Origin of the sequence: Thermus thermophilus, assembly GCF_019974155.1 — a bacterium.
GTDB classification, from domain to species: domain Bacteria; phylum Deinococcota; class Deinococci; order Deinococcales; family Thermaceae; genus Thermus; species Thermus thermophilus_C.
Genome location: NZ_AP025158.1, coordinates 267979 through 292393 on the forward strand (window position 1 = coordinate 267979; position 24415 = coordinate 292393).

Below are 24415 nucleotides of genomic sequence, written 5' to 3' on the forward strand. Positions count from 1 at the left end.
CATGGCGACCGCGACGGCATCCTCTAAGCCTCGGACCTTTTTCAGCCTCTTCTGGCGCCGCTTCCGGCGGCACAAGATGGCCATGGCGAGCCTGGTGGTCATCGTCCTCCTCATCCTCATGGCCCTGTTCGCCCCCTGGATCGCCCCCTACGACCCCACGGCCCAGCCCACGGGGGAGGACGTGGGCCAGTACTACTTCAACCCTCCTTCCCGGGAGCACCTCCTGGGCACGGACGACCTGGGGCGGGACGTGCTTTCCCGGATCATCTACGGCTCCCGGATCTCCCTCCTCGTGGGGTTCGCCGTGGCCTTGTCCAGCGTGATCATCGGGACCCTCATGGGCACCCTGGCGGGCTACTACGCCGGGCGGCCCCTCCGCTTCTACTTGGGCCCCTTGCGGCGGGAGAAGGAGGGGTTTTATCCCTGGAGCTTCGCGCTTTGGCGGGTCTTCTCCTGGGTGCTCTACTACGGGGTCTTGTACCTCGCGGTCTCCGTGGCCTGGACCTTGGCGGCGGAGGGGATCCGGGCGGGAAGCCTATGGGGCTACCTGGGCTTCGGCCTCGTCCTGGCCCTCGCCCTTTGGGCCGCCTGGTTCGGGCTTAAGGGAGAGATCCGCCTGGACCTGGACGTGGCCATAAGCCGCCTCATTGACTTCATGCTCACCATCCCCACCCTTCCCCTCCTCTTGGTGCTCTCCGCCCTCCTGCGGGACCCCGAGGTGGCGGTGGGGCGCTGGGCCCAGGGGGTGTTTGGGGACGCCGCCAGCGTGTTCATCATCATCGCCATCCTCGTTTTCTTCGGCTGGCTGGGGACGGCAAGGCTCGTGCGGGGGAGCATCCTCTCCTTAAGGGAAATGGACTACGCCACCGCCGCCCAGGCCCTGGGGGCCACGGACTTCCGCGTCATGTTCCGCCACCTGGTGCCCAACGCCATGGCTCCCCTCATCGTCCAGGCCACCTTGCAGGTGGGCCAGGCCATCCTGGTGGAGGCGGCCCTCTCCTTCCTCGGGTTTGGCATCCAGCCCCCTGTGGCCACCTGGGGCAACATGCTCACCAACGCTCAGGAGTACATCTTCATCGCCCCTTGGCTGGCCCTGCCCCCCGGGTTCATGATCTTCATCACGGTGCTCGCCTTCAACTACCTGGGGGACGGCCTCCGGGACGCCCTGGACCCGAGGAGCCGCCTCTAGGCGCCTGGGGGTCCCTAAGTGGCTGCACGTTGATTTCGCGACACGGGTTGCCCGAAATAAGGCTTGGGAAGGTCCTTTTGGGGCCCCCACCGCGGCGAAAGCCGCGGTGGGGTGCTTAACTACCCCATGCTGGCTTGGGCCAGCATGGGGGCCCTGGAAGAGGGCTTTCCTAGGCTAGGGGGGAAAAGCCTTAGGGCCTAAGCTTCTCCTCCGGGTAGGCGGCCTCCACGAAGTAAAGGCCGTGGGCCGGGGCGGTGGGGCCCGCCAGGCGGCGGTCGGCGGTTTTCAGAATGGCCTCAAGGCTCTCCGGGGACCGCTTTCCGAGCCCCACCTCCAGGAGGGTGCCCACCATGCCCCGCACCTGGCCCCGCAGGAAGCTCGTCCCCCGGAAGTAGAGGCGCACCTCGAGGCCCGCTTCCCCCTCCGCCACCTGGAGCCGGGCCTCGAGGAGCTCCCGCTCCCCCGGCCGGGTTTCCTCCTTGGCGAAGCCCAGGAAGTTGTGCCGCCCAAGGAGGAGGAGGAGGGCCTTTTCCATGGCCTCCAGGTCCAGGGGGCGCCGCACCCAAAGGGCCCGGTGGCGGAGGAGGGGGGAGGGGTGGGGCCTCACGAGGATCCGGTAGCGGTAGGCCCGCCACAGGGCGTCCTTGCGGGCGTGGAAGTCGGGGGCCACCTCCCTCGCCCCCACCACCTTGAGGTCCTCGGGGAGGAGGCGGTTTAGGGCCTCGGGGACCTTCTCCACGGGGATGGCGCTTTCCACGTCCACGTGGAAGGGCATGGCCAGGGCGTGCACCCCGGCGTCCGTGCGCCCCGCGGCCACCGCCTTGGGGAGGGCGCCGATCCCGGGCAGGGCCCTTTCCAGCTCCCCCTGCACCGTGCGCAGGCCCCTCCCCTGCCGCTGCAGCCCGGCGAACAGGGTGCCGTCGTACTCGCAAAGGAGGAGGAGGCGCCGCACGCCCTCAGGCCTCCTGCCGGACCGGGGCGGCAGGGGGGCCTTCCAGGGCCACCCCTTCCCCCACCACCTCTAGCCCTACCCGGTCCCCCACCTTGAAGGGGCAGGTGGGGCCTTCCTGCACCAGGACCTCCCGCTCGGGCTGGACCCCGTGGAGGCGCACCCGGTAGGTGAGGTCGTGCCCCTTGAACTCCCGGGCCACCACCTCCCCCTGGGGGCCCTGCCCCGGGGGGGTGAGGCGCAGGGCCTCGGGGCGGAGGGAGAGGAGGAGGGGGCCCTCCCTGGCTTCCGCCAGGGGCACGCGGCCCAGGCAGGTCTCGGCGTACCTCCCCCGGCCCTCCCCGGGGAGGAGGTTGGTCCGGCCCAGGAACTGGGCCACGAAGGGGGTCTTGGGGCGGAGGTAGACCTCCTCCGGGGTCCCCACCTGGAGGATCTCCCCGCCCCGCATCACCCCGAGGCGGTCGGCGAAGGAGAGGGCCTCCTCCTGGTCGTGGGTGACGAGGAGGGCGGCGGTGCCCGTCTCCTTGAGCACCTTGCGCACCTCCTCCCGGGTGGCGGCCCTAAGCCCCGCGTCCAGGCTGGAGAAGGGCTCGTCCAGGAGGACGAGCTTGGGCCCGGGGGCCAGGGCCCGGGCCAGGGCGACGCGCTGCTGCTGCCCCCCCGAGAGCTCCCCCGGCCTCCGGTCCTGGAAGAGGGTCATGCCCACCCGTTCCAGGGCCTTGCGGGCCCGCGCCAGGCGGTCCTTGCCCCTAAGGCCGAAGGCCACGTTGCCCAAGGCGGTGAGGTGGGGGAATAGGGCGTAGTCCTGGAAGACGAAGCCGATGCCCCGCTTCTCCGGGGGGAGGGCGGTGATGTCCCGCCCCTCCAGGAAGACCCGGCCCGCGTCGGGGGCCTCGAGGCCCGCCACCACCCGCAAGAGGGTGGTCTTGCCGCAGCCCGAGGGCCCCAGGAGGGCCAGGATCTCCCCGGGATACAGGGCGAGGTCCACGCCCCGGAGGACCTCCAGCTCTCCGAAGCGCTTGCGGATGCCCTTGAGCTCTAGAAGCGGCGCTCGTTCCACAGCAACACCCCCACGAAGGCTGCGGAAAGCCCCACGATGAGGAGGGCGAAGGGGGCGGCCTCCGCGAACATGGCTTCCTGAGTGTAGCCGAAAACCCGGGTGGCCAAGGTGCTGAACCCCGTGGGGGCCAAGAGGAGGGTGATGGGAAGCTCCTTCATGGCCCCGATGAAGGCCAGGCTGCCCCCGGCCGCGGCCCCCCGCCAAAGCAGGGGAAAGGTGACCCGGAAGAAGGCCCGGGTGGGGGTGTCCCCCAGGGTGCGGGCCGCCTCCTCCAGCCTGGGGGGGACCTGGGCCAGGGCGCTCCGCACGGGGCCTAGGCTCTCCGTGAGGAAGTGGAGGGCGAGGGCGAGGACCAGGAGGGCCAGGGTGCCGTAGAGGAAGGGGAGGGCTCTCAAGATGAAGAAGATCCAGGCGAGGGCGTAGGCCAGGGGCGGGATGGCGTAGGCCAGGTAGGCGAGCCTTTCCAGGGTGCGGGAGGCGGCGGAGGGATAGCGGGAGGCCAGGTAGGCGATGGGGAGGGCCATGCCCACGCTCAGGAAGGCCACGGGGAGCGCCACGAGGAGGGCGTGGCCCAAGGCCTCCGCGAGGCCGCTCGTGGCGGAGGCGGGGAAGCGGCGGGCCAGGTGGAGGAGGGCGTAGAGGGGGAAGGCCACCGCGAGGAGGAAGGGGAGGAGGAGGAAGAGGTGGGCCAGGGGGGCGAAAGGCCCGAGGCGGGCGGGGGGCGAGGTCCGGGCCGCGCCCCGGCCGGTCCGGCCCAGGTTCAGGCGGCGGAGGAGGGCGGCCTCCAGGAGGAGGAGGCTTCCCGTGAGCAGGAGAAGGAAGAGGGCGAGCCAGGCGGCGTAGACCCGGTCAAAGGCAGCGTTGTACTGGAGGTAGATGGCGTAGGAGAAGGTCTCGTAGCGGAGGAGGCTCACGGTGCCGAAGTCGCCGAGGACGTGGAGGGCGATCACCAGGTAGCCCGAGAGGAAGGCGGGGAGGAGCTGGGGCAGGGTCACCCGGAGGAAGGCCCGCCACGGGGGGTGGCCCAGGGTGCGGGCCGCCTCCTCCACCGAGGGGTCCACCCCCAGGAAGGCGGCCCGGAGGGCGAGGAAGAGGTAGGGGTAGGTGGTGAGGCCCAGGACGAGGAGGGCCCCCCAGTACCCCTCGGGCCGGGGCAGGGGGAGGAGCCCCCCCGGCCCCGTGGCCGAGAGGAGAACGTAGGCCCCCACGTACCCCGGGACGGCGAGGGGGAGGGTGAGGAGGGTGGCCCAGAGGCGCTTGCCCCTGAGGTCCGTGCGGGTGGTGAGGTAGGCGGCGGGAAGGGCCACGAGGGTGGCGAGGCCCAAAACCCCGGCCGCGAGGCCCAGGGTGTTGCGGAGGAGCTCCAGGTTCTTGGGTCTGAGGAGGATCTCCCGCAGGACCAAAGGGTCGGCCTCGAGGGCCCGCACCCCCAGGTAGGCCACGGGGAGGAGGACCCCGCCCCCGGTGAGGAGGGCGGGAAGGAGGAAGGGAAGTAGGCTGGGAAGGGTGGCGCGCTGAAAGAGGGTCATGGCCGTTTGGGGAAGGGGCGGGGAGACCCCGCCCCTTGGGCCCGCTAGAGGACTCCGGTCTCCCTCAAAAGCCTCAAGGCCTGGTCCAGGGGAAGCTTCTCAAAGTCCAGCTTGGGGCTTTTCGCTATGGCCTCCTCCAGGGGGATGAGGTTGGGGTCCAGCACCACCCCCTTCACCAGGGGGTACTCCCCAATGTTGCCCATGAAGTACTGCTGGGCCTGAGGGGAGAGGAGGTAGGTGAGGAAGCGGGTGGCCGCGGCGAGGTTCTTGCTCGTCTTCAGGATGCCTGCCCCCGTCACCAGGGCCAGGTTGCCCACGTCCCCCTCCTTGAAGTGGTGCAGGCCCAGGTTGTACCCCGCCCGGCGGAAGCGCACCACGTAGTAGTGGTTGGTGGAGCCGAGGTCTATCTCCCCGGCCCGGATGGCGTCCAGCATGGCCGGGTTGGAGGGGTAGGCCTTGGGGGCGAGGGCCTTCATGGCGAGGAGCCACTCCCGGGCCTTGGCCTCACCGTGGAGGGCGAGGATCCCGGCCACCATGTCCTGGAAGCTGGAGTAAGTGGGGGTCCAGCCCACCCGGAGCCCCTTCTCCTGGGCGAAGCGGGGAAGGTCCAGCAGGCTTTGGGGAAGTTCCTCGGCCTTGACCTTATTGGGGTTGTAGGCCAGCACCCGAAGCCGCATCGTGACCGGTACCCAGGCCTTGGAGCCGGGGACGAAGGCCAGGGGCTTTCCCAAGAGGCTTTCCCCCAAAGGCCGAAGGAGCCCCTTGGCCGCCGCCTGGCCCAGGGCCCCGGAGGTGTTGAGCCAAAGCACGTCCGCCGGGGAGCGGTTTCCCTCCTCCTGGAGGGCGGCGAGGATCTGGGCGTCGGTGCTGTAGCGCACCTGTACCCGGATCCCAGTCTCCGCCTCAAACCGCTTGACCAAGGGTTCCACCAGGCTCTGCCCCCGCCCCGAGTAGATGGTGAGCGTGGGGCTTTGGGCAAGGGCGCCTAGGGCCGCGAAAGCCGCGAGGGTCAAAAGGTAACGCTTCACCATGGGTACCTCCGTTCTCTTCGGGAGGCGCGCCTCCCGGGAAGGAGGGTACCCCGGGGTGGGGGAAATGTCAAGTATTCCGGTCGGATTTATTGGTTTTAGAAGTGATAATCGTTCGCAACCAGGGGAAGACGCCCGTGAGGTCTTCCGGTGGGGGAGGGGCCTCCCCGGTGTAGACCAGGGGGACGGGGTTTAGGGTGTGGCGGGGGTGCCAGGGCTCCTCGGCGTTGCCGTGGTCCGAGGCCAGGAGGAGGACGCCGCCTTCGGCGAGGAAGCCCTGGAGGAAAAGGGTGAGCTCCCGGAAGCGCTCGCGAAGGCTTTCGGGGTGGCGGTGGGCGGCGAGGTCCAGGGCCCAGTACTCCAAGACCACGAGGTCAAAGGCCCGGGCTAAGGCCGCCGCCTTGGCCCCCGTCCCGTAGGGGTCCTCCCAGAAGCCGGGGGGAAGGGCCAGGGGGTGGCCCAAGGGGAGGAGGGGAAGGCCCGCGAGGCGGGCCGCCTGGGCGAAGGCGGAAAGGAGGAGCCTTTTCCCCTCCGTGGCCCGCCTGAGGTAGTCCGGGCGGTAGCCGTTGGCGTGGAGGACCTTGAGGCCCTTCCCCTTGGCCCAGGCGTAGAGGCTTTGCGCCAGGAGGGGCCGAAGCCTCGGGCTTGGGAAGGGGCCCTGGTGGTGGCCGAGGAGCCTGGCGGCGTTTTCCCCGGTGAGGAGGGCGGTCTGCCCCGTGCCCGACTGGGGCAGGCCCTCCACCCCCAAGGTGGCGTCCAAGGGGGTGGGGGCGAGGGTGAGGAGGAAGGGGAAGAGGTCCGCCAAGGCCCCTCCCACGCCCAGGCCGTCCACGAAGAGGAAGAGCACCTTTCCATCCTAAGGGGGACATTTGCCATGGGGGGATAGAGCTACCCTGAGTTTAGGAGGTGATGGGGTATGGGAAGCTACAACCCGCTGGTCTTTGTTCTAGGCCTGGTCACGGCGGCCGGGGTCTCGGGGGTGGCCTACTTGCTCGCCGTGGCCCGGGGTGGGGACGAGAGGGCCCTGGGGCGGCTTTATGGCCCCCTCTTCTTCACCCTGGGGGTCTTCTCCCTGGGGGCGGTGGCCCAGCTCTACTGGACCAACTGGGCGGGCCGTCCGGTGCCCCAGTACACCGAGCTCTTCGGGGTGGCCACGGGGCTTTTCGCCTTCATGATGGTCCTCGCCGGCTTTTACCTCTACCAGGGCCTGGAGCTTAAGGCCCTGGCCTGGCCCTCCGCCTTCCTAGGGCTTTACCTCCTCTAGGGGGCGCGGGCGGTTTTGGACTTCGGCCTCACCCGCAACCCTCCCCTCACCGCCCTCATGTGGGGGGCGGCGGGCCTTGCCAGCCTTGGGATCCTCTTCTACGCCTATAGCCGCCCCGAGGCCCGGCGCACCTGGGCCTACCTCGGGGCCCTGGTCCTGGCCCTGATGGCCCTGGGGGCCTTCCTCACCGGCTTTACGGCCTACTACGGCCACATCGCCAGCGCCGTGGGGGGCGGGGGCTAAGTGGCTGCACGTTGATTTCGCAACATGGGTCGCCAAGGCTTGGGAAGGTCCTCTTGGGGCCCCCACCGCGGCGAAAGCCGCGGTGGGGTACTTAAAGGGCCCAAGGGTTTGTGTCCCCATGCCCAAAGCGCTTCCGGGCATGGGGTAGCCTTTTGAGCAAGGGAGGTTCTATGCCGGTTCGGAAAGCAAAGGCGGTATGGGAGGGCGGCCTTAGGCAGGGGAAGGGGGTTATGGAGCTGCAAAGCCAGGCCTTCCAGGGGCCTTACTCCTACCCCTCCCGGTTTGAAGAAGGGGAGGGGACGAACCCCGAGGAGCTCATCGCCGCGGCCCACGCGGGGTGCTTCTCCATGGCCCTGGCGGCCAGCCTGGAGCGGGAGGGCTTTCCCCCGAAGCGGGTTTCCACCGAGGCCAGGGTCCACCTGGAGATGGTGGACGGGAAGCCCACCCTCACCCGGATTGAGCTTCTGACCGAGGCGGAGGTGCCGGGGATCCCCCCGGAGAAGTTCCTGGAGATCGCCGAGGCCGCCAAGGAAGGCTGCCCCGTGTCCCGGGCCCTGGCGGGGGTAAAGGAGATCCTCCTTACGGCCCGCCTGGTCTAGGGGCTACTCCCCCTTCCAGAGGAGGCGGCCGCAGGAGGGGCAGCGGGTGAGCTGCCCCTGAACCACCTTCTGGGCCACGTGGGTGGGTAGGACCACGTTGCATCCCTCGCAGCGGTAGACCTGGCCCTGGACCGCCATCCGGGCCACCCCGGTGCCCCGACGGGCCCTGCGGATGGCCTCGTACTCCTTGAGGATCTGGGCGGGGATCGCCGCCGCCATGGCGGTTCGCTCCTCCACCTTGGCGGCGATGGCGGCCTCCAGTTCCGCCACCCGGGCCCGGTTGGCCTCGAGGAGCTCCTGGAGCCTGGGCTTGAGCGCGGCGAGCTCCTCCTCCACCTGGGCGATCTCCGCCTCCAGGTTCTCCATGGCCTCCATGATGGGGGTGGAGAGTTCTAGGAGTTCCCGGATCCGGTCCTTGATCTGCTGGATGCGGTTCTCGTACTGGGTCTGCTCCCTGGCGCTTTGGGCCCGCTTTTGCTCCTCCTCCGCCTGCTTCTCCTTGGCGCTCAGGTCCTCAATGTCCAGGCTGTGGCGGTTGTACTCCCGCTCCAGCTCTGCCCGCCGCTCCAGGAGGTTCGTGAGCCTTTCCTCCAGGGCTTCCACCTGGCCCTGGAGGGCCACGAGCTCCTCGGGCAGGCTCTCCGCCTCGGTCCGGAGCCGGTCTATTTCCAGGTCCTTTTCCTGGAGCGCGTAGAGCGCCTTCAGTGCCTCCGCCCCGTTCACGCCTCCCATTCTAACCCCGTGAGAAAGGGGTTCGTCCGGGCCTCGAGGCCCAGGGTGGTCCCGGGCCCGTGCCCCGGGTGGACCCGGGTTTCCGGGGGAAGGGAAAGGAGCCTCTTTAGGGAGGCGAAAAGCGCCTTGGGGTCGGCCCCGGGGAGGTCGTAGCGGCCGACGCTTCCCCGGAAGAGGAGGTCCCCGGAGAAGACCTGGGCTCCTTCGGGGTCGTAGAAGGCCACGTGGCCGGGGCTGTGACCGGGAAGGTGGAGGACTTGGAAGCCGAAAAGGGCCATGCCCTCCTCCAGGGGGCGCACGGGGAGGGGGGGCTTGGGGATGGCGAAGCCCCAGGCCTGGGCGGCGAGGTCCGCCCTTTCGTACAGGGGGAGGTCCAGGGGGTGGAGGTAAACGGGGAGGTCCAGGGCCTCCACCAGGGGGGCCACGGCCCCCACGTGGTCAAAGTGGGCGTGGGTGAGGAGGATGGCCCGGGGGGTGAGGCCCGTGTTTTGGAAGAGGGTCAAGAGCTTTTCCGGCTCGTCCCCGGGGTCAATGAGGACCGGGCCTTCCCCCGTCTCCACCAGGTAGGCGTTTTCCTGCAGGGGGCCTAGGGTGACGGGAAAGACCCTCATGGCTCGGTGGGCAGGCCCTCCTGGAGCCACTCGTGCATGGAGCCGAGGTAGTTCCGGGCCCGGACCCCGAGGCTCCTCAAGACGAAGAAGGCCACGGCGCTCCGGGCCCCGGAGTGGCAGTAGACCCCCACCTCCTGCCCCGGCCGAAGCCCGAGCCTTTCAAGAAGCCCCTCCGGGCTTAAGAAGAGCTCCAGGGGAGCGTTTTTGCTCCCGGGGATGCGCCCGCCCCGGGGGCAGCAGGGGGGGTGGACCTCCCCCCGGAACTCCTCGGGGCTCCGCACGTCCAAAAGAAGGGGGTGGCGGGCGGCCTCATCGGCGGTGAGGAGCCAGTCCCGCCGGAGCTTGGCCACCACTTCGGTGCGCTCGGGCTTGGGCTCCTCCTTCTCCGTGGCGTAGGGCTCCCAGCCCTCGGTCCAAAGCTGGACCTCGAGGCCGCCCAGGCCCAGAAAGAAGGCGGTGCGGCAGAGGCGGCTCGTGAGCCCTTCGTCGTAGAGGACCACGGGGTTTTTTAGGCCCAGGGTCTGGAAGAGCTCCGTGAGTCCGCCTTCCAGGGCCTTAAGCTCCGCCTCCTCCCGCAGGCGGAGCTTGGGGGCGGAGAGGTCCAGGTGCCGGGCCCCGGGGAGGTGGCCCGCCTCGTAGGCGGGGCGGGGGCGGGTGTCCACCAGGACCGCGTCCCTAGGCAGGTCCATGGGCCTGATTATAGGGGACGCATGGGTAAGTGGGAAAGAGTAAGGGGACTTGACAAAGAACTGCGCAGGTGTTATAAGCGTAACTGGAGGTGATAGATATGGCCCTGGTGCGTAGGGACGCACGCCCCACGGAAATCACCCCCTTCCGGACCTGGGGACCCCTTTCCCTCCTGGAGGAGGCCAACCGGCTCTTTGAGGAGGTGATGGGCGAGTTCGCCCGGCCCCTCGCCCCCGCCTACGTGGCCCCGGCGGACCTCTACGAGACGGACGAGGCCCTGGTCCTGGAGATGGCCGTGCCCGGGATGACCCCTGAGGACTTGGAGGTGAGCCTCGAGGGCACCAAGCTCACCGTCCGGGGCCAGGTGAAGCCCCAGGAGGACGCCAAGGCCCGCCGCTACTACCTCCAGGAGATCCCCCACGGCTCCTTTGTGCGCACCTTCACCCTGCCCGTGGAGGTGAAGACGGACGAGGCCAAGGCGGAGTTCCGCCACGGCATCCTCCGGCTCACCCTCCCCAAGGTGGCCGAGGCCCGGGCCAAGCGGATCCCCATTGAGGTGGTCCAGTAAGGGCGTGAGGCCTTAACCCCCCTGGGTTCTCCCAGGGGGGCTTACTTTAGGGCCCCGTCCAGCCGCCTTAGGGCCTCTTCCAGCACCTCGGGGTAGGTGGCGAAGTTGAGCCGGACGTAGGTGTCGTACCCCCGGCCGAAGCTTTCCCCCGGGTTCAGGGCCACCCGGGCCCGCTCCAGGAAGTACGCGGCGGCCTTGGGGAAGGGGGTCTGGATCCAGGCCAGGTAGGTTCCCTCCGGCGGGTGGTGGCCGAGCCCCCGCGCCTTGGCCCAGGCCGCCACCCGGTCCCGGTTGGCCCGAAGCCGCTCCAGGGTGGCCTTCAGCCAGGGCCCCCCTTCCTTCAGGGCCGCCTTCCAGGCGGCCATGGCCAGGACGTTGGGGAAGACGTGGGGCAGGTGGCGCTTCACGGCCTCCACCAAGGGCTTGGGGCCGAGGACCGCCCCGATGGGCAGCCCCGCCAAGTTGTAGGCCTTCCCCGGGCCCACCAGGGTGAGGGTCCTTTCCGGGAGGAAGCGGGCCAGGGGGACGTGGGGCTTCTCGTAGGTGAGGGGGGCGTGGAGCTCGTCGGAGACCACGATGAGGTCGTGCCTGCGGGCGATCTGGGCCAGGGCGGCGAGCTCCTCCTCGCCGAAGACCCGGCCCGTGGGGTTGTGGGGGTGGCAGAAGAGGAGGAGACGGGTGGCGAAGGCCAGACGCTCCAGCCCCGCGAGGTCCAGCCGGTAGCCTTCCGGGGTCTCCCGCAAGGGGTTGGCGAGGACGGTGCGGCGCTGGTCCCGGATGGCGGCGAGGAAGGGCGGGTAGATGGGGACCTGGGTGAGGACCCCCTGGCCCGGGGCGGTGAAGGCGGCCACGGCGGCGTAGAGCCCCACCACCACCCCGGGCATGAAGGCGAGCTCCGCCTCGAGGCCCAGGGCCTCCAGGATCAGCTCCCTGAGCTCCCGGTCCCCCTCCCGGGGCGGGTAGCCGAGAAAGCCTTGGGCCCGTTCGGCGAGGGCTTGCTGGATCGCCTCGGCCGGGGGGAAGTCCATGTCCGCCACCCAGAGGGGGAGGACGTCCTCGGGGTAGGTGCCCCACTTGAGGGAGCCGGTGCGGGGAGGCAGGTCCATGGGCTTATCTTACCCGGCCTCAGGTGTGGTCCTGGACCACCTCCAGCCCGTGGGCCTTGAGCCGTTCCACCAGGGCCCGCACTGCTCCCTTGACGGCCTCGGTGATGAGGGGGCTGCCGAAGCGGCTCACCCCGGCGTAGACCCCCCGGGCGCTCTTGCGGACCTCGAGGAGCAGGTCCTGGGTCAGGTCCTCCTCCTCCACGTGGGTGAGGACGTAAAACCCCTCCTTGCCCCGGGCCACCTCCAGGAAGACGGCGACCCCTTCCTTCAGGCGCACGGGGGTCTTCTCCAGGGCCAGGTCTTGGGGCAGCTCGCCGGAAAGCAGGGCGTGGGCCACGTCGTACCTCCTTGAGGGGGGCCAGGGGGCGGGGTCTTCGCGGAGCTTGGTGAAGACGGCGTGGAAGAAGGTCCGCCCCGCCTCCTTCCACTTTAGGGCGTACTTGGTGCGGAGGTGGGCCTCGGGGGGCGGCCGGACCTCCACCCGGTAGAGCCCGGTCCGCTCCGCCTCCTCCAGGGCGAAGCGGAAGTACTCCTCGTGGTCCGTGGTGAGGAGGAGGCTTCCCCCGGGCTTCAGGCGGGTGGAGAGCCTGCGGAAGAAGGCCTCCCGCAGGAGGCGCCGCTCCTGGTGCCGCTTCTTGGGCCAGGGGTCGGGGAAGTTGACGATGACCTGGTCCAGGGTCCCCGGCAAAACCAGGTTCCGAAGGGCGAAGGGGCCCTGGCCGTGGTAGAGGCGGACGTTGGCGAGGCCCTCGCGGCGCATGCGGCGAAGGGCCCGGAGGACGCTGGCCGCCGAGACCTCGGCCCCGAGGACGAGCCAATTGGGGCGCGACCGGGCGAGCTCCGCCGTGAAGCGGCCGTCGCCAAAGCCGATCTCCAGGACCAGGGGGCCTTCCCGGCCGAAGAGGTCCCGCACTTCGGGAGGCCAGCGGTGGAGGCGGGCGGGCACGACCAGCACGGTTGCCGATTATACGGCCTCCGTCCTTGACGGGGCCTTCTCCCCGGCGCAAAATCAGAAGGATGCGCGCCGCCTTCCGTACCCTGGGGTGCAAGGTCAACCAGGTGGAGACCGAGGCCCTTCTGGGCTTCCTCAAGGCCCTGGAGCCGGAGGTGGTGCCCCTGGAGGCCGGGGGGGCGGACCTCGTGGTCATCAACTCCTGCGCCGTCACCACCACGGCGGAGGCGGACACCCGCAAGGAGGTGCGCCGGGCGAGGCGGTACAACCCCCAGGCCTTCATCGTGGTCACGGGGTGCTACGCCGAGCTCGCCCCTGAGGTCCTAAAGGAGCTCGGGGCGGACGCGGTGGTCCCCAACGCCCGGAAGGCCGAGCTTCCCCGGGTGATCCTGGAGCGCTTCGGCCTTCCCTCTGACCCCATCACCACCCCGCCCAACGAGTTCTGGGGGGCGGGGGAGAGGGGGCTTTTGAATAGCCGGGTACGGGCCTTCCTCAAGGTCCAGGACGGGTGCCAGGCGGGCTGCGCCTACTGCATCATCCCGAGGCTAAGGGGCAAGGAGCGCCACCGGGACCACCGGGAAGCCCTGGCCGAGGCCGAGGCCCTCCTCCGCATGGGCATCAAGGAGATCGTCCTCACCGGGGTGCGCCTCGGGAGCTACAAGGGGCACCCCCGGGGCCTGGCCGGGCTCGTGGAGGACCTCTACCACCTGGGGGCCAAGGTGCGGCTTTCCTCCATAGAGCCCGAGGACACGGGGGAGGACCTCCTTAGGGTGATCGGCCGCTACGCCCCCGAGGTCAGGCCCCACCTCCACCTCTCCTTGCAGACGGGCTCGGACCGGCTCCTTAGGCTCATGGGCCGCCGCTACGATAAGGCCTACTACCGGGAGTTGGTGCAGCGGGCCTACGACCTCATCCCCGGCTTCGCCCTCACCACCGACGTCATCGCCGGCCTGCCCACGGAGACGGAGGAGGAGCACCGGGAGACCCTGGCCTTCCTGGAGGAGCTCAGGCCCACCCGGGTCCACGCCTTCACCTACACCCCGAGGCCCAAGACCCGGGCGGCCTCCATGCCCCAGGTCCCCCCGGAGGTGCGGAAGCGGCGCACCAAGGAGCTCATCGCCCTGGCCCAGCGCCTGGCGGAGGAGCGGATTCGCCCCAGGCTCGGGGAGCGGGTGGAGGTCCTGGTGGAAAGGGTCCAGGGGGGCGAGGCCCTGGGCCACACCCCCGACTACTACGAGGCCCGCCTCCAGGGCGAGGCCCGCCCCGGGGAGACGGTCTGGGCCCGGGTCCTGGGGGTGGAGGGGTACGTCCTTTTGGGCCGGGTGGAAGGGGTGAAGGGGCCCCTGGAGCTTCCCGTGCGGTAGGATGTTTCCCATGGAGTGCGTCTTCTGCCGCATCATCGCCGGGGAACTCCCCTCCAGAAAGGTCTACGAGGACGAGGGCTTCGTGGCCTTCCACGACATCAGGCCCAAGGCCCCGGTGCACGTCCTGGTGGTGCCGAAGGAGCACGTGGAGAAGCTCTCCGACTACCCCGACACCGAGGAAGGGGAGCGGAAGCTCGGGGCCCTCTTCCGCACCGCGAACCGGGTGGCGCGGGGCTTGGGCCTTCAGGGCTACCGGGTCCAGGTGAACGTGGGGGAGAAGGGGGGGCAGGAGGTCTTCCACGTCCACGTGCACGTCATGGGCGGCTGGGGATGAGGAAGCGGTCCAGGACCCTCCCCGCGGGGTCTAGGGCGTAGCCCAAAAGGCCCTCCCGCCCCACCTCCAGGAAGAGGGCGTGGTGGGCCACGGCCAGGGCCCGGCTCCAGGGGAGGGGAGGACGGGTGGGGTAGAGGCCCGCGCCTCCGCCTCCCGTCACCACGTGGAGGAGGCCCTGGACCTCCAGGCGCTCGTAGTGGTGGTCGTGGCCCGCGAGGACCAGGGCTACCCCGTGGCGGCGGAGGAGGGGTTCTAAGAGGCCCCTCAAGAGGGGGCTTCCCCCGTGGAGCCCCGAGGAGTAGAGGGGGCGGTGGAGGACCAAAAGCTTCCAGGGGGCCCGGGAGGTTTTGAGGGCCTCCTCCAGCCAGGCCCTCTGGGCCCTGAGGTCGCCTTCCGTGTAGAGGACGAAGACCTCGAGGCCGCCGAAGCGGACCCGGTAGTGGGGCCTCTCCAGGCCGAAGCGGCGGAGCTGGGCCTCGAGGTTCGGGGCGTCGTGGTTGCCGAAGGCGGGGTAGAGGGGGACGGGGGGGAGGTCCTGCAGGAAGCGCTCCACCACCTGCCCCTTGGGATAGAAGTTGTCCCCGGTGGTGAGGAGAGCGGTGAGGGGGCTTTGGGCGTGCTCCTTCCGGAGGAGGGCCGCCACCTGGGCCCGCCCCGGGGTGTCCTGCCCCCAGTCCCCGAGGACCGCAAGCCGCTGGCCCAGGGCGAGGGAGAGAAAGAGGGCCAGGGCGAGGAGGCGCAAGGCCTAGGCCTCCGCGGCCCCGTGGGGCTTGAGGCTCGCCTCTTCCACCCCGGCCTTCTCCACCACCTCCTCCGCCACCAGGATGGGCGCCCCCGCCCGGAGGGCCAGGGCCATGGCGTCGGAGGGGCGGGCGTCCACCTCCAGCTCAATCCCCCGGTGCTCCAGGATGAGGCGGGCGTAGAAGGTGCCCTCTTTGAGGTCAATGATCTCCACCCGCTTGAGCTTGGCCTGGAGCATCTCCATCACCGAGAGGAGGAGGTCAGGGGTGAGGGGTCTTGGGGGTTTTTCCCCCTGGAGGGCCACCACGATGTGGTGGGCCTCGAGGGGGCCGATGACGATGGGGAGGAGCTTGTCGTTTTCCGTCCTGAGCAGGACCACCACGCTGCCGTTCTGGGGGTCCACGCCCAGGGTTTCAATCTTGGCGTGCAGCATGCCCTCAGTATAGACTGGGCCCGTGAGGACCTACCCTGTGGAGATCGCCGGGGTCAAGCGGGAGCTTCCCATCGTCCAGGTGGGGCCAGGTGTCGCCGTGGCCCTGCTCAACCTCTTGGGGGACACCGAGCTCACCGAGGCCGCCGCGGAGGAGCTGGCCAAGCGGCTTCCTCCGGAGGCGGAGGTCCTGGTCACCCCCGAGGTCAAGGCTGTCCCCCTGGCCCACGCCCTCTCCCGCATCACGGGCAAGCCCTACGTGGTGGCCCGCAAGACGGAGAAGCCCTACATGATCAACCCCGTGAGCCGCCAGGTGCTCTCCATCACCACGGGGAAGCCCCAGCTTCTGGTCCTGGACGGGGCCGACATCCCCCGGGTTCGGGGCAAGAAGGTGGCCATCGTGGACGACGTGGTCTCCACCGGCTCCACCCTGGCGGGCCTCAGGGAGCTCATTGAGAGCGTGGGGGGGGAAGTGGTGGCGGTGCTTGCCGTCTTCACCGAGGGCACCCCCCGCCAGGACGTCGTGGCCCTCGGCCACCTTCCCCTCTTCAAGCCGGAGTAGGAGGACCCTATGGAGACCTACCCCATCACCGTAGGCGGCGTGACGCGGCACGTGCCCCTCATTGAGCCCCTTCCGGGGAGGCGCATCCCCCTGGTGGAGTTCCTGGGGGACCCGGAGTTCACCCGGGCCGCGGCCGAGGCCTTGAGGCCTTTGGTGCCCGAGGAGGCGGAGATCCTCTTCACCACGGAGACGAGCCCCATCCCCCTCACCCACGTCCTGGCGGAGGCGCTGGGCCTGCCCTACGTGGTGGCCCGCAGGCGCCGCCGCCCCTACATGGAGGACCCCATCATCCAGGAGGTCCAGACCCTGACCCTCGGGGTGGGGGAGGTGCTTTGGCTGGACCGGCGCTTCGCGGAAAAGCTTCTCAACCAGAGGGTGGTTCTGGTCTCGGATGTGGTGGCGAGCGGGGAGACCATGAAGGCCATGGAGAAGATGGTTCTCCGGGCGGGGGGGCACGTGGTGGCCCGCCTGGCGGTCTTCCGCCAGGGCACGCCCGGCCTCGCCGTGGACACGGTGGCGGAGCTTCCCGTGCTCTAAGCCCGACGTCCCGGCGCCCAAAGGGGGGTGTAGACCTCCGCCCGGAGGCCGAGCCTCCGGGCAGTTTCCACGTTCTCGGGGTCGTCGTCCAGGTAGAGGGTCTCCTCAGGGGCGAGGCCCAGGCCCTCCAGGGCGAGGAGGAAGGCCCGGGGGTCGGGCTTGGCCACCCCGAGAGCGCAGGAGGCGAAGAAGCCGTCCACGTACCGGGCGAGGCCGTGGTGGGCCAGGCTTTCCTGGAGGCTTGGCAGGGTGTTGGAGAGGACACCCACCTTGAGGCCCCGGGCCTTGAGCCTGCGCAGTAGGCCCTCGGCCCCGGGGGCGGGCCGCATGAAACGGTAGTACCTCCAGGGGAGAAGCTCTTCGGGCGGCACCCGGAGCTCCTGGGCCACCTCGAGGACCAGGGACCGCCAGAGGGCCTCCTCCTCCTCCAGGGTCCGCACCGCAAGCCCCCGCACGGCCTCGTTCAAGGCCCGCACCGCGCGGGCCAAGGCGGCCAGGCTCCGCTCCAGCCCGGCGCCCCGCGCCGCAAGCTCCACGGCCTTCCGGTAAAGGGCCTTCTCGTCCAGGAGGAGGAGGACCCCATCGCGGTCCAAAAGGGCCCCGCGCATGGGGCCTAGTCTAGCAGGCTCCCGGGGTCCTTGGCCGGGCGTTTGACCGCCTCCACCCCCGCCTCCGTGGCCAGGTGGTCCACGGGCACGTCCCAGGGGTCCCGGGGGAGGGCGGGGAAGAGGAGGGCCTGGGGCACCACGCCCACGGTGGCGGCCCGCACCTCCTTGAGGAAGCGGTCGTAGAACCCCTGGCCGTGCCCCAGTCGGTACCCCTCCCGGTCAAAGGCCAGGCCCGGCACCACCACCAGGTCCAGGACCAGGGGGTCTTCCGGCGGGGTGGTGGGCTCGAGGAGGCCGAAGGGCCCGGGGGCGAGGGGGCCGAAGGGGTGGACGGTGAGCCCTTTCCCCGCCACCTTGGGCAGGTAGTAGCGGGCGGGGTAGGCCTCCACCAGGGGCAGCAGGTTGAGCTCGTGGGGCAGGGGGTGGTAGAGGAGGATGTGCCGGAAGCCCCGCTCCCGTAGCCAAGGGAGGAGGGCGGCCCCCACGGACCGGGAGAGGGCCTTAAGGTCCAGCCCCCGCCAGGCGGCCCGGGCCCTGCGGCGGAGCTCGGCCTTGGTCACGGGGGGAGGGTACCACGCCCGCCCCTTGACACTCAAGGAGGCTAAGCGTCAAAATCCCATTGGGGAGGGAAGGGTATGCCGATCTACGTCTACAAGGGCTTGGAAACGGGCAACTACTACGAGTTTGAGCAGGGCTTCCACGACGAACCCCTCAAGGCCCACCCCGAGACGGGGGAGCCCTTGAAGCGGGTCATCACCCCGCCCGCCATCATCTTCAAGGGCTCGGGCTGGCACGTGAAGGACTACGCCAAGAAGGACTCCGGCGCCAAGAAGGAAGAGGGTTCGGACACCAAGGACAAGGAGGACTGATCCCCTCTTTCCTTCGCCCGACCGGCGCGGGGGAGCTTTGAGGCGGCCCCGTTCCGGGAGGGGGTGTTCAGGGCACCACCTGGTCCCCCGGGGCGAGGGGGAGGAGTCCTTCCCGCACCTCCAGCACGCCCCGGTAGGCGGTCCCGGGGGCGTAGACTTCCCCCGGGCTTAGCCGCTTCACCTGGAGCACCCGTAGGGTTCCGTCCAGGAAGGCCACCACCACGGGAAAGCGGTAGCCCTCGGCGCTGAAGGGGGCGTCCGTGGCCTCGGGGAAGAGGTAGAGGAGGGCTTCCAAGCCCTCCTCCCGCAGGCCGAGGCCCCGTCGCCAGGCCTCCGGGGTCCGGGCCACCCGTCCCCGGAGGGTGTGGGGGCCTTCCCGGGTGAGGACGGTGAGGGCCTCGGCCGGAGGGGGGGCCTGGAGGCGCCGCGCCGCGAGCAGGTAGCCCATAAAGGAGAGGACGGAGAGGAGGACGAGGAGGGCGAAGGCCAAAAGGGGGAGGAAGGGGTTCCGCTCCACTTGCTTCGTTTCACCGCTGGGGCCAGCGCTTCAGGGCCTCCCCCCCGACCCGGGCTCCCTCGGCGAGGCCGCGGCGGCGGAACCAGCCCTGGTTCACCTCCAGGGCCCCTTGGTAGACCACGCCCGGGTAGTAGACGGGGCAGGGGTCGGCCCGGCAGGGCTCCATGTCCAGGATGCGCAGGATAACGCCTTGCCGGTCAAAGAAGGCGATGGAAAGGGGGATGAGGGTGTTTTTCATCCAGAACCCGCCCGCCGTGGGCTCGGGGAAGAGGAAGACCATGCCCTCGTCCTCGCCGAGGCGCTCCCGGAACATGAGGCCCCGGGCCCAGCGCTCCGGGGTGTCGGCCACCTCCACCTTGAGGAAGTGGCGCTTGCCGTTTCCCTCCACGTAGAGGGTGCTCTTGGGGAAGGTGAGCCCCTGGGCCAGGGCGAGGAGGCCCAGGAGGCCGAGGAGGGCGAAGAAGCGCATGGGTCCATTATGGCAGGAAGGCTTTAAGGCGGGCCCGGATCTCCTCCTGCACTTCCTCCACGCTCCTCGTGGCGTCCAGGACCACGAAGCGCTCAGGCTCCGAGCGGGCGAGGTGGAGGTACCCTTCCCGCACCCTTTGGAAGAAGGCGAGCCCGGCCTTCTCCATGCGGTCCTTGCCCTTCGCCCGCCTGAGGGCCACCTCGGGGGGGAGGTCCAGGAGGAAGGTGAGGTGGGGCTTGAGGCCTAAGGTGGCCCTCTCGGCCACCTCTTGGAGCCAGGGAAGGGGAAGCCCCCGGCCATAGCCCTGGTAGGCCAGGCTGGAGTCCAAATAGCGGTCCGAGACCACGCAGGCCCCCTCCCTGAGGGCGGGGAGGATGGTTTTGCGCACGTGCTCCGCCCGGTCGGCGCTGAAGAGGAGGTACTCCGCTTCCGGGGAAAGCTCTTCCTCCAGCAAGCCCCTCACCCCCTTTAACCCCTCCCCGGGCTCCCGGGTGAGGCGCACCCTGAGCCCCCGTTCCTCGAGGAAGCGGGCGAGGAGGGCCGCCTGGGTGGTCTTGCCGCTCCCGTCCAGGCCCTCCAGGGTAAGGAAGAGCCCTTCCATCAGAGCCCCGTGGGGTGGTCCAGGAAGACCCAGGGGAGGCCGAAGCGGGCCTCGAGGTGGGCGGCGAGGGCCTTCACCCCGAAGGTCTCCGTGTCGTAGTGCCCCGCGTAAATGACGTTGAGCCCCCGCTCAAAGGTCTCGTGAAAGACGCTGTGCTTGGGCTCCCCGGTGATGAAGAGGTCGGCGTCCACCTTGGGGAGGAGGCCCGTTCCCGAGCCCGAGACGAGGATCGCCGTCTCCACGTGGTCCAGGCCTCCTTGGTGCACTAGGGGCTGCATGCCCGTGAGCTGGCCCAGGCGGTCGGCCACCTGCAGGAGGGGGGTGGGCACGGGGAAGCGCCCCTTTACCCCAACGTCCCAGGGCGTGAGGTCCACAAGCCCGAGCTCCCGGGCCAGGACGAAGTTGTTCCCCACCTCCTCGTGGGCGTCCAGGGGCAGGTGGGCGGCATAGAGGTTGATCCCCCCTTGGAAGAGGAGCTCCAGGCGGCGCTTGTGGTGGCCCACGATGGGGAAGGGCTTTCCCCAGAAGAGGCCGTGGTGGACGAGGAGGAAGTCCACCCCCTCTTCCAGGGCCTTCCGGAAGATGGCCTCCCCGGCGTCCACCGCCGCCCCCACCTTGCACACGGTCCTCTTCCCCTCCACCTGGAGGCCGTTCAGGGAGGGGTCCTGGGGGAAGTCCCGGATCCTCAGGTAGGCGTCCAGGTAGCGCACGAGCTCGTCCCGGTCCATGGGGAAAGCTTACCCGATGCCCCCCAGGGGGCTTTGCGGGCGAATGACCGGTCAGTATGATGGCGGCATGGAGCCCGAAACCCTGCTGAAGCTCCGCTTCCTCTCCGACCTCACCCCAGGCCCCGAGGGCCTTCCCCTCTTCCTCCTCACGGAGATCCAGGAGGGGGACCCGCCCCGCTACCGCTCCCGCGTCGCCCTCTTTGACGGGGCCTTGCGCCTCCTCACCCAGGAGGAGGCGAGAAGGCCCCGCTACCGCGCCCCCTTCCTCTACTTCCTGCGCCGGGTGGGGGAGCGGGAGGAGCTTTTCCGCCTGGACCTCCGGGGGGGCGAGGCGGAGCGCCTCACGGAGACCGCCGGGGTCCTGGACTACGCCCTGGGCCCCGGGGGCGAGGTGGCCTTCCTGGCCCTGAAGGAGGCCCCCCGGCCTGGGGAGCCCCGGGTCTTCGGGGGCTGGCCCTTCAAGTTTGACGGGAGGGGGCTTCTGCCCGAGGGGAGGGTGGCCCTCTACGCCCTGGAGGAGGGCAAGGCCCGCCTCCTCCTGGACCGCTACCCCCCGCCCAAGGAGATGGTCTACGCCCCTGAGGGGCTCTATTTGGTCATGCCCGAGGACGCCCGGGCCCAGGCGGAGGGTCGGGACACCCTCTTCCTCCTCCGGGAGGGGCGGCTGGAGAAGGTCTACGGGGGCGTGGGCCCCATCTTCGCCCTGGAGTGGAGCCCGGAGGGGCTTTTCTTCCTGGGGCACGCCTTTGAGCGGGGCGGGGGCACGGAGGCGAGGCTTTACCACCTTAGGGGGGGCGAGGCCCGGGTGCTCTTTGAGGGAAGCCTCCAGAACTCCCTGAACTCCGACCTGCGCTACGGCCAGCACCCCCAGGGCCCCAGGTGGGGCGAAGACGGGGTCTACCTGGTGCGCACCGAGGCGGGGAGGGCGCGGCTTTACCGGGTGGGCCTGGACGGGAGGGCGGAGGCCCTCACCGAGGGGGGAAGCGTCCTCGCCTTCGCCCTCACGGAGCGGGGGCTTTTCCTCCTCAAGGAGGACTTCACCCACCCGGCCAGGCTCGAGGGCCCCTTGGGCCCCTTTGACCCCAACGCCGGGGTCTTGGACCTGGCCGAGCCCCTCTACACCGAGTGGACAAGCCCCGAGGGGCACAGGGTCCCGGGGTGGGTCCTCCTGCCCGAGGGGGAGGGGCCCCACCCGGTGATCCTCTACATCCACGGAGGGCCCCACACCGCCTTCGGGGCCGCCCCCATGCTGGAATTCCAGCTTTTCCGCCGGGCGGGCTACGCCGTGGCCTTCGCCAACCCCCGGGGCTCCACGGGCTACGGCCAGGACTTCGCCCTCCTGGAGGGGGAGTGGGGGGAGCGGGACGAGCGGGACCTCATGGGGTTCTTGGACCACGTCCTGGCCCACTTCCCCTTAGACCCCAAGCGGGTGGGGGTGGCGGGGGGAAGCTACGGCGGGTACATGACCAACTGGCTCACGGCCCGCTACCCCGAGCGCTTCAAGGCGGCCGTCACCGACCGGAGCATCTGCAACTGGCTGAGCTTCTTCGGGGCGAGCGACATCGGCCCCCGGTTCACCTACCTGGAGCTTGGGGCCAAGCCCTGGGAGAGGCCCGAGGTCCTTTGGGAGAAGAGCCCCCTCCGCCTGGTCCACCGGGTCCGGACCCCTACCCTCGTGGTCCACTCGGAAGAGGACCACCGTTGCCCCATAGACCAGGGGGAGACCTGGTACACCGCCCTCTTCCACCTTGGGGTGAAGACCCGCTTCTTTAGGGTGCCCGAGGAAGGCCACGAACTTTCCCGCTCGGGGCGGCCCGACCGCCGCCTGGCCCGGCTTCGGGCCTACCTGGACTGGTGGCGGGAAAACCTGTAAAACCGCCTGCCTCCTTCGCCGGGTAGGGCGGGGGAGGCAGGAGGGTTTTCCCGGGGGGCTTCAGGCCTGGCTTTCCGCCACGGGCTCGGGGATGGGGCCGAAGGCCTCCTCGTAGCGGGCGATGTTCTCCGCGAGGCTACGGAGGAGGGCCTTGGCGTGCTGGGGGCTCGTGATGATCCGGCTCACCACCAGGGCCCCCCCCTGGGGCTGGAGCAGGGCGAAGTCCAGGATGAACTCGTTTTTGGTGTGGGCGATGAGGGCCAGGTTGGCGTAGCGGCCCTGGGCCACGTCCTTGTCAATGTGGATGTCCAGCTTCAGCTCGTTCATGCTAACGCCTCCCTCAATGCGCGGGCGCGCTCCCTTGAGGGTCACCCGGGCCCGGCCCAGGTCCTGGAGGTCCTCCAGCAGGAGGAGAAGGTGGTGGCCGGCCACGGGGGCCAGGAAGAGGGCGCCCTCGGGGTACTCTACCACGAGCTCCGCCACCTCCTCTCCCTCGCTTTGGGCCAGGGCCACGCCCAGGCCCAAAAGGGCGGCGGCCCGCTCCGCCGCGCCGGAGGCCTCCCCCACCGCCTCCAGGAGGAGGCCGTCGGGGCGGAGCAGGGCCACTCCGCGGATGCCCCGCGCCAAAAGGCCCTCGAGGAGCTCCCTCAGCCTTCCCTCCACGCCTCCTCCAACCTCAAGGCGATGCGGGAAAGCTCCTGTCCCACGGCCTTGCGGTTCAGGCCCCGGTGGACCACCGCCCCCAGGAGAAACTCCCCCACCCGGACGGCCAGGACCTCCCGGTCCTCCGTGGCCAGGGTGAAGCGGAGGACCTTCCCGCCCAGGGCCTGGGCCAGGGGGTCCATGCGCCGCGCCAAGGCGGCGAGCTCCGCCGCCAGGGCCTCGGCGGAAGGCGGCCCCTTGCCCAAGGCCTCAATGACCAGGCCGTCCATCCCCGTGAACACCGCCTGGTCCACGCCCAAGGCCGACAAGCCCGTCAAGTAGGCCATGCCACCACCCCCCCTGCCCGGTCCAGAAGGCGCCGGGCGGCCAGCCGCGCCTGGCCCAGGTTGGCCTCTGGGGTGAGGAGGAGAAGGAGGAAGAGGGGTTCCGGGTCCTGGGTGCGCATGCTTCTCAGGTAGCCTACCACGCCCGTTCCCCCCACCAGGAGCTCGCCCACCTCCTCCGCCCCTAGGCTTCGGGCGTAGGCCGCCCGGGCCTGCCGCCACAAGGCGGCGTGCTCCGCCACGGCGGCCTCGAGGTCCAGGGGGCGCTTCCTCACCCCCTCCACCAGGAGGCCGTCCGGGGTGCCGATGGCCGCCGCCAGGCTCCCCTCCACCCGGTCCAGCAGGTCTTGGAGAAGCTCGGGTCCGATCCGCATCCCTAGACGGGCCGCCTCCCCTCCAGGGCCCGGCCCAGGGTCACCTCGTCGGCGTACTCCAGGCTCCCCCCCACGGGGAGGCCGTAGGCGGGCCGGGTCACCCGCACCCCCCGCCGCTTCAGCTCCTCGGCGAGGTAGAGGGCGGTGGCCTCCCCCTCCACGGTCATGGAGGTGGCGAGGACCACCTCCTCCACGCCTTCCAGCCGCCGGAAGAGCCCCTCCAGGTTGAGCTCCTTGGGGCCGATGCCCTCCAGGGGGTTCAAGGCCCCTCCCAGGACGTGGTAGAGGCCCCGGAACTCCCCGCTCCGCTCCAGGGCGTACAGGTCGGCCACGCTCTCCACCACGGCGAGGAGGGAGCGGTCCCGGTCCTCGTCCTGGCAGATGGGGCAGAGCTCCCCCTCGGCCAGGTTGCCGCACTCGCGGCAGGCCTGGACCCGCTTGAGCCCCTCCAGGGCCTCCGCCAGGGCCTCGGCCTCCTCCTTGTGGAAGGCGAGGTGAAGGGCCAGGCGCTGGGCCGTCTTGGGGCCGATGCCGGGGAGGCGGGAGAGGGCCCGGGTGAGCTTGAGGAGGCTTTCCGGGTAGCGCATCTAAAAGAGCTTCCCCAGCATCTGCCCCACGCCCCCGAGCTCCTTGGCCATCTCCTTCTCCGAGAGCTCGTGGGCCTTGGTCTGGGCGTCCTGAATGGCCACCAGAAGGAGGTCCTCGAGGCCCTCGGGGTCGTCCTGGAAGGCCTTGAGGGCCTCGGGCTTGAGCCTCAGGGCGAGGATCCTCCCGTGGCCGTTCGCCTCCACCTCCACGAGCCCCTGGGCCGAGCCCACCACGGTCATCCGCTCCAGGCGCTCCTGCACCTCGGCGGCCTTCTTCTGGGCCTTCTGCGCTTCCTTGAGAAGCTTCTGGAAGTTCAT

Annotated in this window: 32 protein-coding genes and 1 pseudogene; 10 read left to right on the plus strand and 23 right to left on the minus strand. The window is 70.1% G+C overall.

All coding sequences use genetic code 11. From position 1 onward, the window contains the following. The first annotated feature begins 1 nt into the window (after window position 1). Window positions 2–1189 carry an ABC transporter permease gene (locus TthTMY_RS01595; RefSeq protein ID WP_096411698.1) on the plus strand — a complete coding sequence of 396 codons (1188 nt, stop codon included), beginning with the start codon at window positions 2–4 and terminating at the stop codon, window positions 1187–1189. Window positions 1190–1379: 190 nt separating this feature from the next. On the opposite strand, the gene truA is transcribed toward TthTMY_RS01595, so the two are convergent. The 5 genes from truA to TthTMY_RS01620 all read right to left on the minus strand — a co-directional run bounded on the left by truA (window position 1380) and on the right by TthTMY_RS01620 (window position 6602). After that, complete coding sequence (gene truA / locus TthTMY_RS01600) at window positions 1380–2141, minus strand: tRNA pseudouridine(38-40) synthase TruA (RefSeq protein WP_096411700.1); 762 nt, start codon at window positions 2139–2141, stop codon at window positions 1380–1382. 4 nt (window positions 2142–2145) lie between these two features. After that, the gene (locus tag TthTMY_RS01605) at window positions 2146–3198 is read right to left on the minus strand and encodes an ABC transporter ATP-binding protein (RefSeq protein WP_096411703.1); all 1053 of its coding nucleotides are present in this window, start codon (window positions 3196–3198) and stop codon (window positions 2146–2148) included. Then, the gene (locus TthTMY_RS01610) at window positions 3177–4727 is read right to left on the minus strand and encodes an ABC transporter permease (RefSeq protein ID WP_096411705.1); all 1551 of its coding nucleotides are present in this window, start codon (window positions 4725–4727) and stop codon (window positions 3177–3179) included. Before TthTMY_RS01610 ends, TthTMY_RS01605 begins: the two co-directional genes overlap by 22 nt. A gap of 44 nt (window positions 4728–4771) precedes the next feature. After that, window positions 4772–5758 (minus strand): iron ABC transporter substrate-binding protein, encoded by a 987-nt coding sequence (locus TthTMY_RS01615; protein WP_096411707.1) that lies wholly within the window; start codon window positions 5756–5758, stop codon window positions 4772–4774. A 67-nt stretch (window positions 5759–5825) separates the two neighbouring features. Then, on the minus strand, window positions 5826–6602 hold the full coding sequence (locus TthTMY_RS01620) for a metalloenzyme (RefSeq protein WP_223903349.1): 777 nt from the start codon (window positions 6600–6602) through the stop codon (window positions 5826–5828). 69 nt (window positions 6603–6671) lie between these two features. Here TthTMY_RS01620 and TthTMY_RS01625 point away from each other — a divergent pair. Together TthTMY_RS01625 and TthTMY_RS01630 are read left to right on the plus strand one after the other, a co-directional pair. Further along, window positions 6672–7262, plus strand: a pseudogene (locus TthTMY_RS01625) (DUF981 domain-containing protein). A 170-nt stretch (window positions 7263–7432) separates the two neighbouring features. Continuing rightward, on the plus strand, window positions 7433–7861 hold the full coding sequence (locus TthTMY_RS01630) for an OsmC family protein (RefSeq protein ID WP_223903350.1): 429 nt from the start codon (window positions 7433–7435) through the stop codon (window positions 7859–7861). Between the two features lie 3 nt (window positions 7862–7864). Here the strand turns inward: TthTMY_RS01630 and TthTMY_RS01635 are convergent, their stop codons facing one another. From TthTMY_RS01635 to TthTMY_RS01645, 3 genes are read right to left on the minus strand one after another with little or no spacing between them, the layout of a single operon-like run. After that, complete coding sequence (locus tag TthTMY_RS01635) at window positions 7865–8593, minus strand: zinc ribbon domain-containing protein (protein WP_096411709.1); 729 nt, start codon at window positions 8591–8593, stop codon at window positions 7865–7867. Next, window positions 8581–9204, minus strand: coding sequence for an MBL fold metallo-hydrolase (locus TthTMY_RS01640; protein WP_096411711.1), 624 nt, complete (start codon window positions 9202–9204; stop codon window positions 8581–8583). Before TthTMY_RS01640 ends, TthTMY_RS01635 begins: the two co-directional genes overlap by 13 nt. Next, entirely contained in the window at window positions 9201–9893 is a 693-nt protein-coding gene (locus tag TthTMY_RS01645) for a sulfurtransferase (RefSeq protein WP_096411712.1), read from the minus strand. The genes TthTMY_RS01640 and TthTMY_RS01645 overlap by 4 nt, the downstream gene beginning before the upstream one ends. Before the next feature lie 98 nt (window positions 9894–9991). Here TthTMY_RS01645 and TthTMY_RS01650 point away from each other — a divergent pair, with 98 nt between their 5' ends. Continuing rightward, window positions 9992–10459: an Hsp20/alpha crystallin family protein gene (locus TthTMY_RS01650; protein WP_096411714.1), complete on the plus strand. Its 468-nt coding sequence runs from the start codon at window positions 9992–9994 to the stop codon at window positions 10457–10459. Between the two features lie 41 nt (window positions 10460–10500). Here TthTMY_RS01650 and TthTMY_RS01655 read toward each other — a convergent pair whose 3' ends face one another. Both TthTMY_RS01655 and trmB read right to left on the minus strand, forming a co-directional pair. Further along, window positions 10501–11565 carry a MalY/PatB family protein gene (locus TthTMY_RS01655; protein ID WP_223903351.1) on the minus strand — a complete coding sequence of 355 codons (1065 nt, stop codon included), beginning with the start codon at window positions 11563–11565 and terminating at the stop codon, window positions 10501–10503. Between the two features lie 19 nt (window positions 11566–11584). Continuing rightward, window positions 11585–12520 (minus strand): tRNA (guanosine(46)-N7)-methyltransferase TrmB, encoded by a 936-nt coding sequence (trmB, locus tag TthTMY_RS01660; RefSeq protein ID WP_096411716.1) that lies wholly within the window; start codon window positions 12518–12520, stop codon window positions 11585–11587. A gap of 62 nt (window positions 12521–12582) precedes the next feature. Here trmB and TthTMY_RS01665 point away from each other — a divergent pair, with 62 nt between their 5' ends. Beyond that, complete coding sequence (locus TthTMY_RS01665) at window positions 12583–13881, plus strand: MiaB/RimO family radical SAM methylthiotransferase (protein ID WP_096411718.1); 1299 nt, start codon at window positions 12583–12585, stop codon at window positions 13879–13881. Between the two features lie 10 nt (window positions 13882–13891). Then, complete coding sequence (locus TthTMY_RS01670; protein WP_172844668.1) at window positions 13892–14215, plus strand: histidine triad nucleotide-binding protein; 324 nt, start codon at window positions 13892–13894, stop codon at window positions 14213–14215. Here the strand turns inward: TthTMY_RS01670 and TthTMY_RS01675 are convergent. Together TthTMY_RS01675 and TthTMY_RS01680 are read right to left on the minus strand one after the other, a co-directional pair. Further along, window positions 14196–14957 carry a metallophosphoesterase family protein gene (locus TthTMY_RS01675; protein ID WP_096411721.1) on the minus strand — a complete coding sequence of 254 codons (762 nt, stop codon included), beginning with the start codon at window positions 14955–14957 and terminating at the stop codon, window positions 14196–14198. The genes TthTMY_RS01670 and TthTMY_RS01675 overlap by 20 nt on opposite strands. 3 nt (window positions 14958–14960) lie before the next feature. Next, window positions 14961–15389 (minus strand): bifunctional nuclease family protein, encoded by a 429-nt coding sequence (locus TthTMY_RS01680; RefSeq protein ID WP_054638183.1) that lies wholly within the window; start codon window positions 15387–15389, stop codon window positions 14961–14963. 22 nt (window positions 15390–15411) lie between these two features. Between TthTMY_RS01680 and TthTMY_RS01685 the strand changes: the two genes are divergently transcribed. Then, window positions 15412–15948: a phosphoribosyltransferase family protein gene (locus TthTMY_RS01685; RefSeq protein ID WP_223903352.1), complete on the plus strand. Its 537-nt coding sequence runs from the start codon at window positions 15412–15414 to the stop codon at window positions 15946–15948. A gap of 9 nt (window positions 15949–15957) precedes the next feature. Next, the gene (locus TthTMY_RS01690; protein ID WP_223903353.1) at window positions 15958–16485 is read left to right on the plus strand and encodes an adenine phosphoribosyltransferase; all 528 of its coding nucleotides are present in this window, start codon (window positions 15958–15960) and stop codon (window positions 16483–16485) included. Here TthTMY_RS01690 and TthTMY_RS01695 read toward each other — a convergent pair. Together TthTMY_RS01695 and TthTMY_RS01700 are read right to left on the minus strand one after the other, a co-directional pair. Further along, window positions 16482–17093, minus strand: coding sequence for an HAD family hydrolase (locus tag TthTMY_RS01695; protein ID WP_096411723.1), 612 nt, complete (start codon window positions 17091–17093; stop codon window positions 16482–16484). The genes TthTMY_RS01690 and TthTMY_RS01695 overlap by 4 nt on opposite strands. A gap of 5 nt (window positions 17094–17098) precedes the next feature. Beyond that, complete coding sequence (locus TthTMY_RS01700) at window positions 17099–17653, minus strand: 5-formyltetrahydrofolate cyclo-ligase (protein ID WP_096411725.1); 555 nt, start codon at window positions 17651–17653, stop codon at window positions 17099–17101. A 75-nt stretch (window positions 17654–17728) separates the two neighbouring features. Here TthTMY_RS01700 and TthTMY_RS01705 point away from each other — a divergent pair, with 75 nt between their 5' ends. Then, on the plus strand, window positions 17729–17962 hold the full coding sequence (locus TthTMY_RS01705) for an FmdB family zinc ribbon protein (protein WP_011228803.1): 234 nt from the start codon (window positions 17729–17731) through the stop codon (window positions 17960–17962). Window positions 17963–18029: 67 nt separating this feature from the next. Here the strand turns inward: TthTMY_RS01705 and TthTMY_RS01710 are convergent, their stop codons facing one another. The 4 genes from TthTMY_RS01710 to TthTMY_RS01725 are packed head-to-tail and all read right to left on the minus strand — an operon-like array spanning window position 18030 to window position 20277. Continuing rightward, window positions 18030–18479 carry a DUF192 domain-containing protein gene (locus tag TthTMY_RS01710; protein WP_223903354.1) on the minus strand — a complete coding sequence of 150 codons (450 nt, stop codon included), beginning with the start codon at window positions 18477–18479 and terminating at the stop codon, window positions 18030–18032. A 10-nt stretch (window positions 18480–18489) separates the two neighbouring features. Beyond that, a complete protein-coding gene (locus TthTMY_RS01715; protein WP_223903355.1) occupies window positions 18490–18948 on the minus strand; it encodes a DUF192 domain-containing protein in 459 nt (152 codons plus the stop codon). A 7-nt stretch (window positions 18949–18955) separates the two neighbouring features. Continuing rightward, a complete protein-coding gene (gene tmk, locus TthTMY_RS01720; protein ID WP_223903356.1) occupies window positions 18956–19549 on the minus strand; it encodes a dTMP kinase in 594 nt (197 codons plus the stop codon). Further along, the gene (locus TthTMY_RS01725; RefSeq protein ID WP_096411729.1) at window positions 19549–20277 is read right to left on the minus strand and encodes a Nif3-like dinuclear metal center hexameric protein; all 729 of its coding nucleotides are present in this window, start codon (window positions 20275–20277) and stop codon (window positions 19549–19551) included. The genes tmk and TthTMY_RS01725 overlap by 1 nt, the downstream gene beginning before the upstream one ends. 67 nt (window positions 20278–20344) lie before the next feature. Here TthTMY_RS01725 and TthTMY_RS01730 point away from each other — a divergent pair, with 67 nt between their 5' ends. Beyond that, entirely contained in the window at window positions 20345–22150 is a 1806-nt protein-coding gene (locus TthTMY_RS01730; protein ID WP_172844669.1) for a S9 family peptidase, read from the plus strand. 60 nt (window positions 22151–22210) lie between these two features. Here the strand turns inward: TthTMY_RS01730 and TthTMY_RS01735 are convergent, their stop codons facing one another. The 5 genes from TthTMY_RS01735 to TthTMY_RS01760 form a co-directional block, all read right to left on the minus strand. Continuing rightward, complete coding sequence (locus TthTMY_RS01735) at window positions 22211–22477, minus strand: DUF3467 domain-containing protein (RefSeq protein WP_096413084.1); 267 nt, start codon at window positions 22475–22477, stop codon at window positions 22211–22213. Between the two features lie 320 nt (window positions 22478–22797). Then, the gene (locus tag TthTMY_RS01745) at window positions 22798–23139 is read right to left on the minus strand and encodes a roadblock/LC7 domain-containing protein (RefSeq protein WP_096411733.1); all 342 of its coding nucleotides are present in this window, start codon (window positions 23137–23139) and stop codon (window positions 22798–22800) included. After that, on the minus strand, window positions 23127–23510 hold the full coding sequence (locus TthTMY_RS01750; RefSeq protein WP_096411735.1) for a roadblock/LC7 domain-containing protein: 384 nt from the start codon (window positions 23508–23510) through the stop codon (window positions 23127–23129). Before TthTMY_RS01750 ends, TthTMY_RS01745 begins: the two co-directional genes overlap by 13 nt. 2 nt (window positions 23511–23512) lie before the next feature. After that, the gene (gene recR / locus TthTMY_RS01755; RefSeq protein WP_096411737.1) at window positions 23513–24097 is read right to left on the minus strand and encodes a recombination mediator RecR; all 585 of its coding nucleotides are present in this window, start codon (window positions 24095–24097) and stop codon (window positions 23513–23515) included. Then, window positions 24098–24415 (minus strand): YbaB/EbfC family nucleoid-associated protein, encoded by a 318-nt coding sequence (locus TthTMY_RS01760; RefSeq protein ID WP_096411739.1) that lies wholly within the window; start codon window positions 24413–24415, stop codon window positions 24098–24100. It lies immediately after the preceding gene.

Coding starts and splice junctions, on each gene's coding strand:
- TthTMY_RS01595 (WP_096411698.1), top strand. CDS start 2: ATGGCGACCGCGACGGCATCCTCTAAGCCTCGGACCTTTTTCAGCCTC.
- TthTMY_RS01610 (WP_096411705.1), bottom strand. CDS start 4,727: ATGACCCTCTTTCAGCGCGCCACCCTTCCCAGCCTACTTCCCTTCCTC.
- TthTMY_RS01615 (WP_096411707.1), bottom strand. CDS start 5,758: ATGGTGAAGCGTTACCTTTTGACCCTCGCGGCTTTCGCGGCCCTAGGC.
- TthTMY_RS01630 (WP_223903350.1), top strand. CDS start 7,433: ATGCCGGTTCGGAAAGCAAAGGCGGTATGGGAGGGCGGCCTTAGGCAG.
- TthTMY_RS01635 (WP_096411709.1), bottom strand. CDS start 8,593: ATGGGAGGCGTGAACGGGGCGGAGGCACTGAAGGCGCTCTACGCGCTC.
- TthTMY_RS01640 (WP_096411711.1), bottom strand. CDS start 9,204: ATGAGGGTCTTTCCCGTCACCCTAGGCCCCCTGCAGGAAAACGCCTAC.
- TthTMY_RS01645 (WP_096411712.1), bottom strand. CDS start 9,893: ATGGACCTGCCTAGGGACGCGGTCCTGGTGGACACCCGCCCCCGCCCC.
- TthTMY_RS01650 (WP_096411714.1), top strand. CDS start 9,992: ATGGCCCTGGTGCGTAGGGACGCACGCCCCACGGAAATCACCCCCTTC.
- TthTMY_RS01655 (WP_223903351.1), bottom strand. CDS start 11,565: ATGGACCTGCCTCCCCGCACCGGCTCCCTCAAGTGGGGCACCTACCCC.
- TthTMY_RS01665 (WP_096411718.1), top strand. CDS start 12,583: ATGCGCGCCGCCTTCCGTACCCTGGGGTGCAAGGTCAACCAGGTGGAG.
- TthTMY_RS01670 (WP_172844668.1), top strand. CDS start 13,892: ATGGAGTGCGTCTTCTGCCGCATCATCGCCGGGGAACTCCCCTCCAGA.
- TthTMY_RS01680 (WP_054638183.1), bottom strand. CDS start 15,389: ATGCTGCACGCCAAGATTGAAACCCTGGGCGTGGACCCCCAGAACGGC.
- TthTMY_RS01690 (WP_223903353.1), top strand. CDS start 15,958: ATGGAGACCTACCCCATCACCGTAGGCGGCGTGACGCGGCACGTGCCC.
- TthTMY_RS01695 (WP_096411723.1), bottom strand. CDS start 17,093: ATGCGCGGGGCCCTTTTGGACCGCGATGGGGTCCTCCTCCTCCTGGAC.
- TthTMY_RS01705 (WP_011228803.1), top strand. CDS start 17,729: ATGCCGATCTACGTCTACAAGGGCTTGGAAACGGGCAACTACTACGAG.
- TthTMY_RS01715 (WP_223903355.1), bottom strand. CDS start 18,948: ATGCGCTTCTTCGCCCTCCTCGGCCTCCTGGGCCTCCTCGCCCTGGCC.
- tmk (WP_223903356.1), bottom strand. CDS start 19,549: ATGGAAGGGCTCTTCCTTACCCTGGAGGGCCTGGACGGGAGCGGCAAG.
- TthTMY_RS01725 (WP_096411729.1), bottom strand. CDS start 20,277: ATGGACCGGGACGAGCTCGTGCGCTACCTGGACGCCTACCTGAGGATC.
- TthTMY_RS01730 (WP_172844669.1), top strand. CDS start 20,345: ATGGAGCCCGAAACCCTGCTGAAGCTCCGCTTCCTCTCCGACCTCACC.
- TthTMY_RS01735 (WP_096413084.1), bottom strand. CDS start 22,477: ATGAACGAGCTGAAGCTGGACATCCACATTGACAAGGACGTGGCCCAG.
- TthTMY_RS01745 (WP_096411733.1), bottom strand. CDS start 23,139: ATGGCCTACTTGACGGGCTTGTCGGCCTTGGGCGTGGACCAGGCGGTG.
- TthTMY_RS01750 (WP_096411735.1), bottom strand. CDS start 23,510: ATGCGGATCGGACCCGAGCTTCTCCAAGACCTGCTGGACCGGGTGGAG.
- recR (WP_096411737.1), bottom strand. CDS start 24,097: ATGCGCTACCCGGAAAGCCTCCTCAAGCTCACCCGGGCCCTCTCCCGC.
- TthTMY_RS01760 (WP_096411739.1), bottom strand. CDS start 24,415: ATGAACTTCCAGAAGCTTCTCAAGGAAGCGCAGAAGGCCCAGAAGAAG.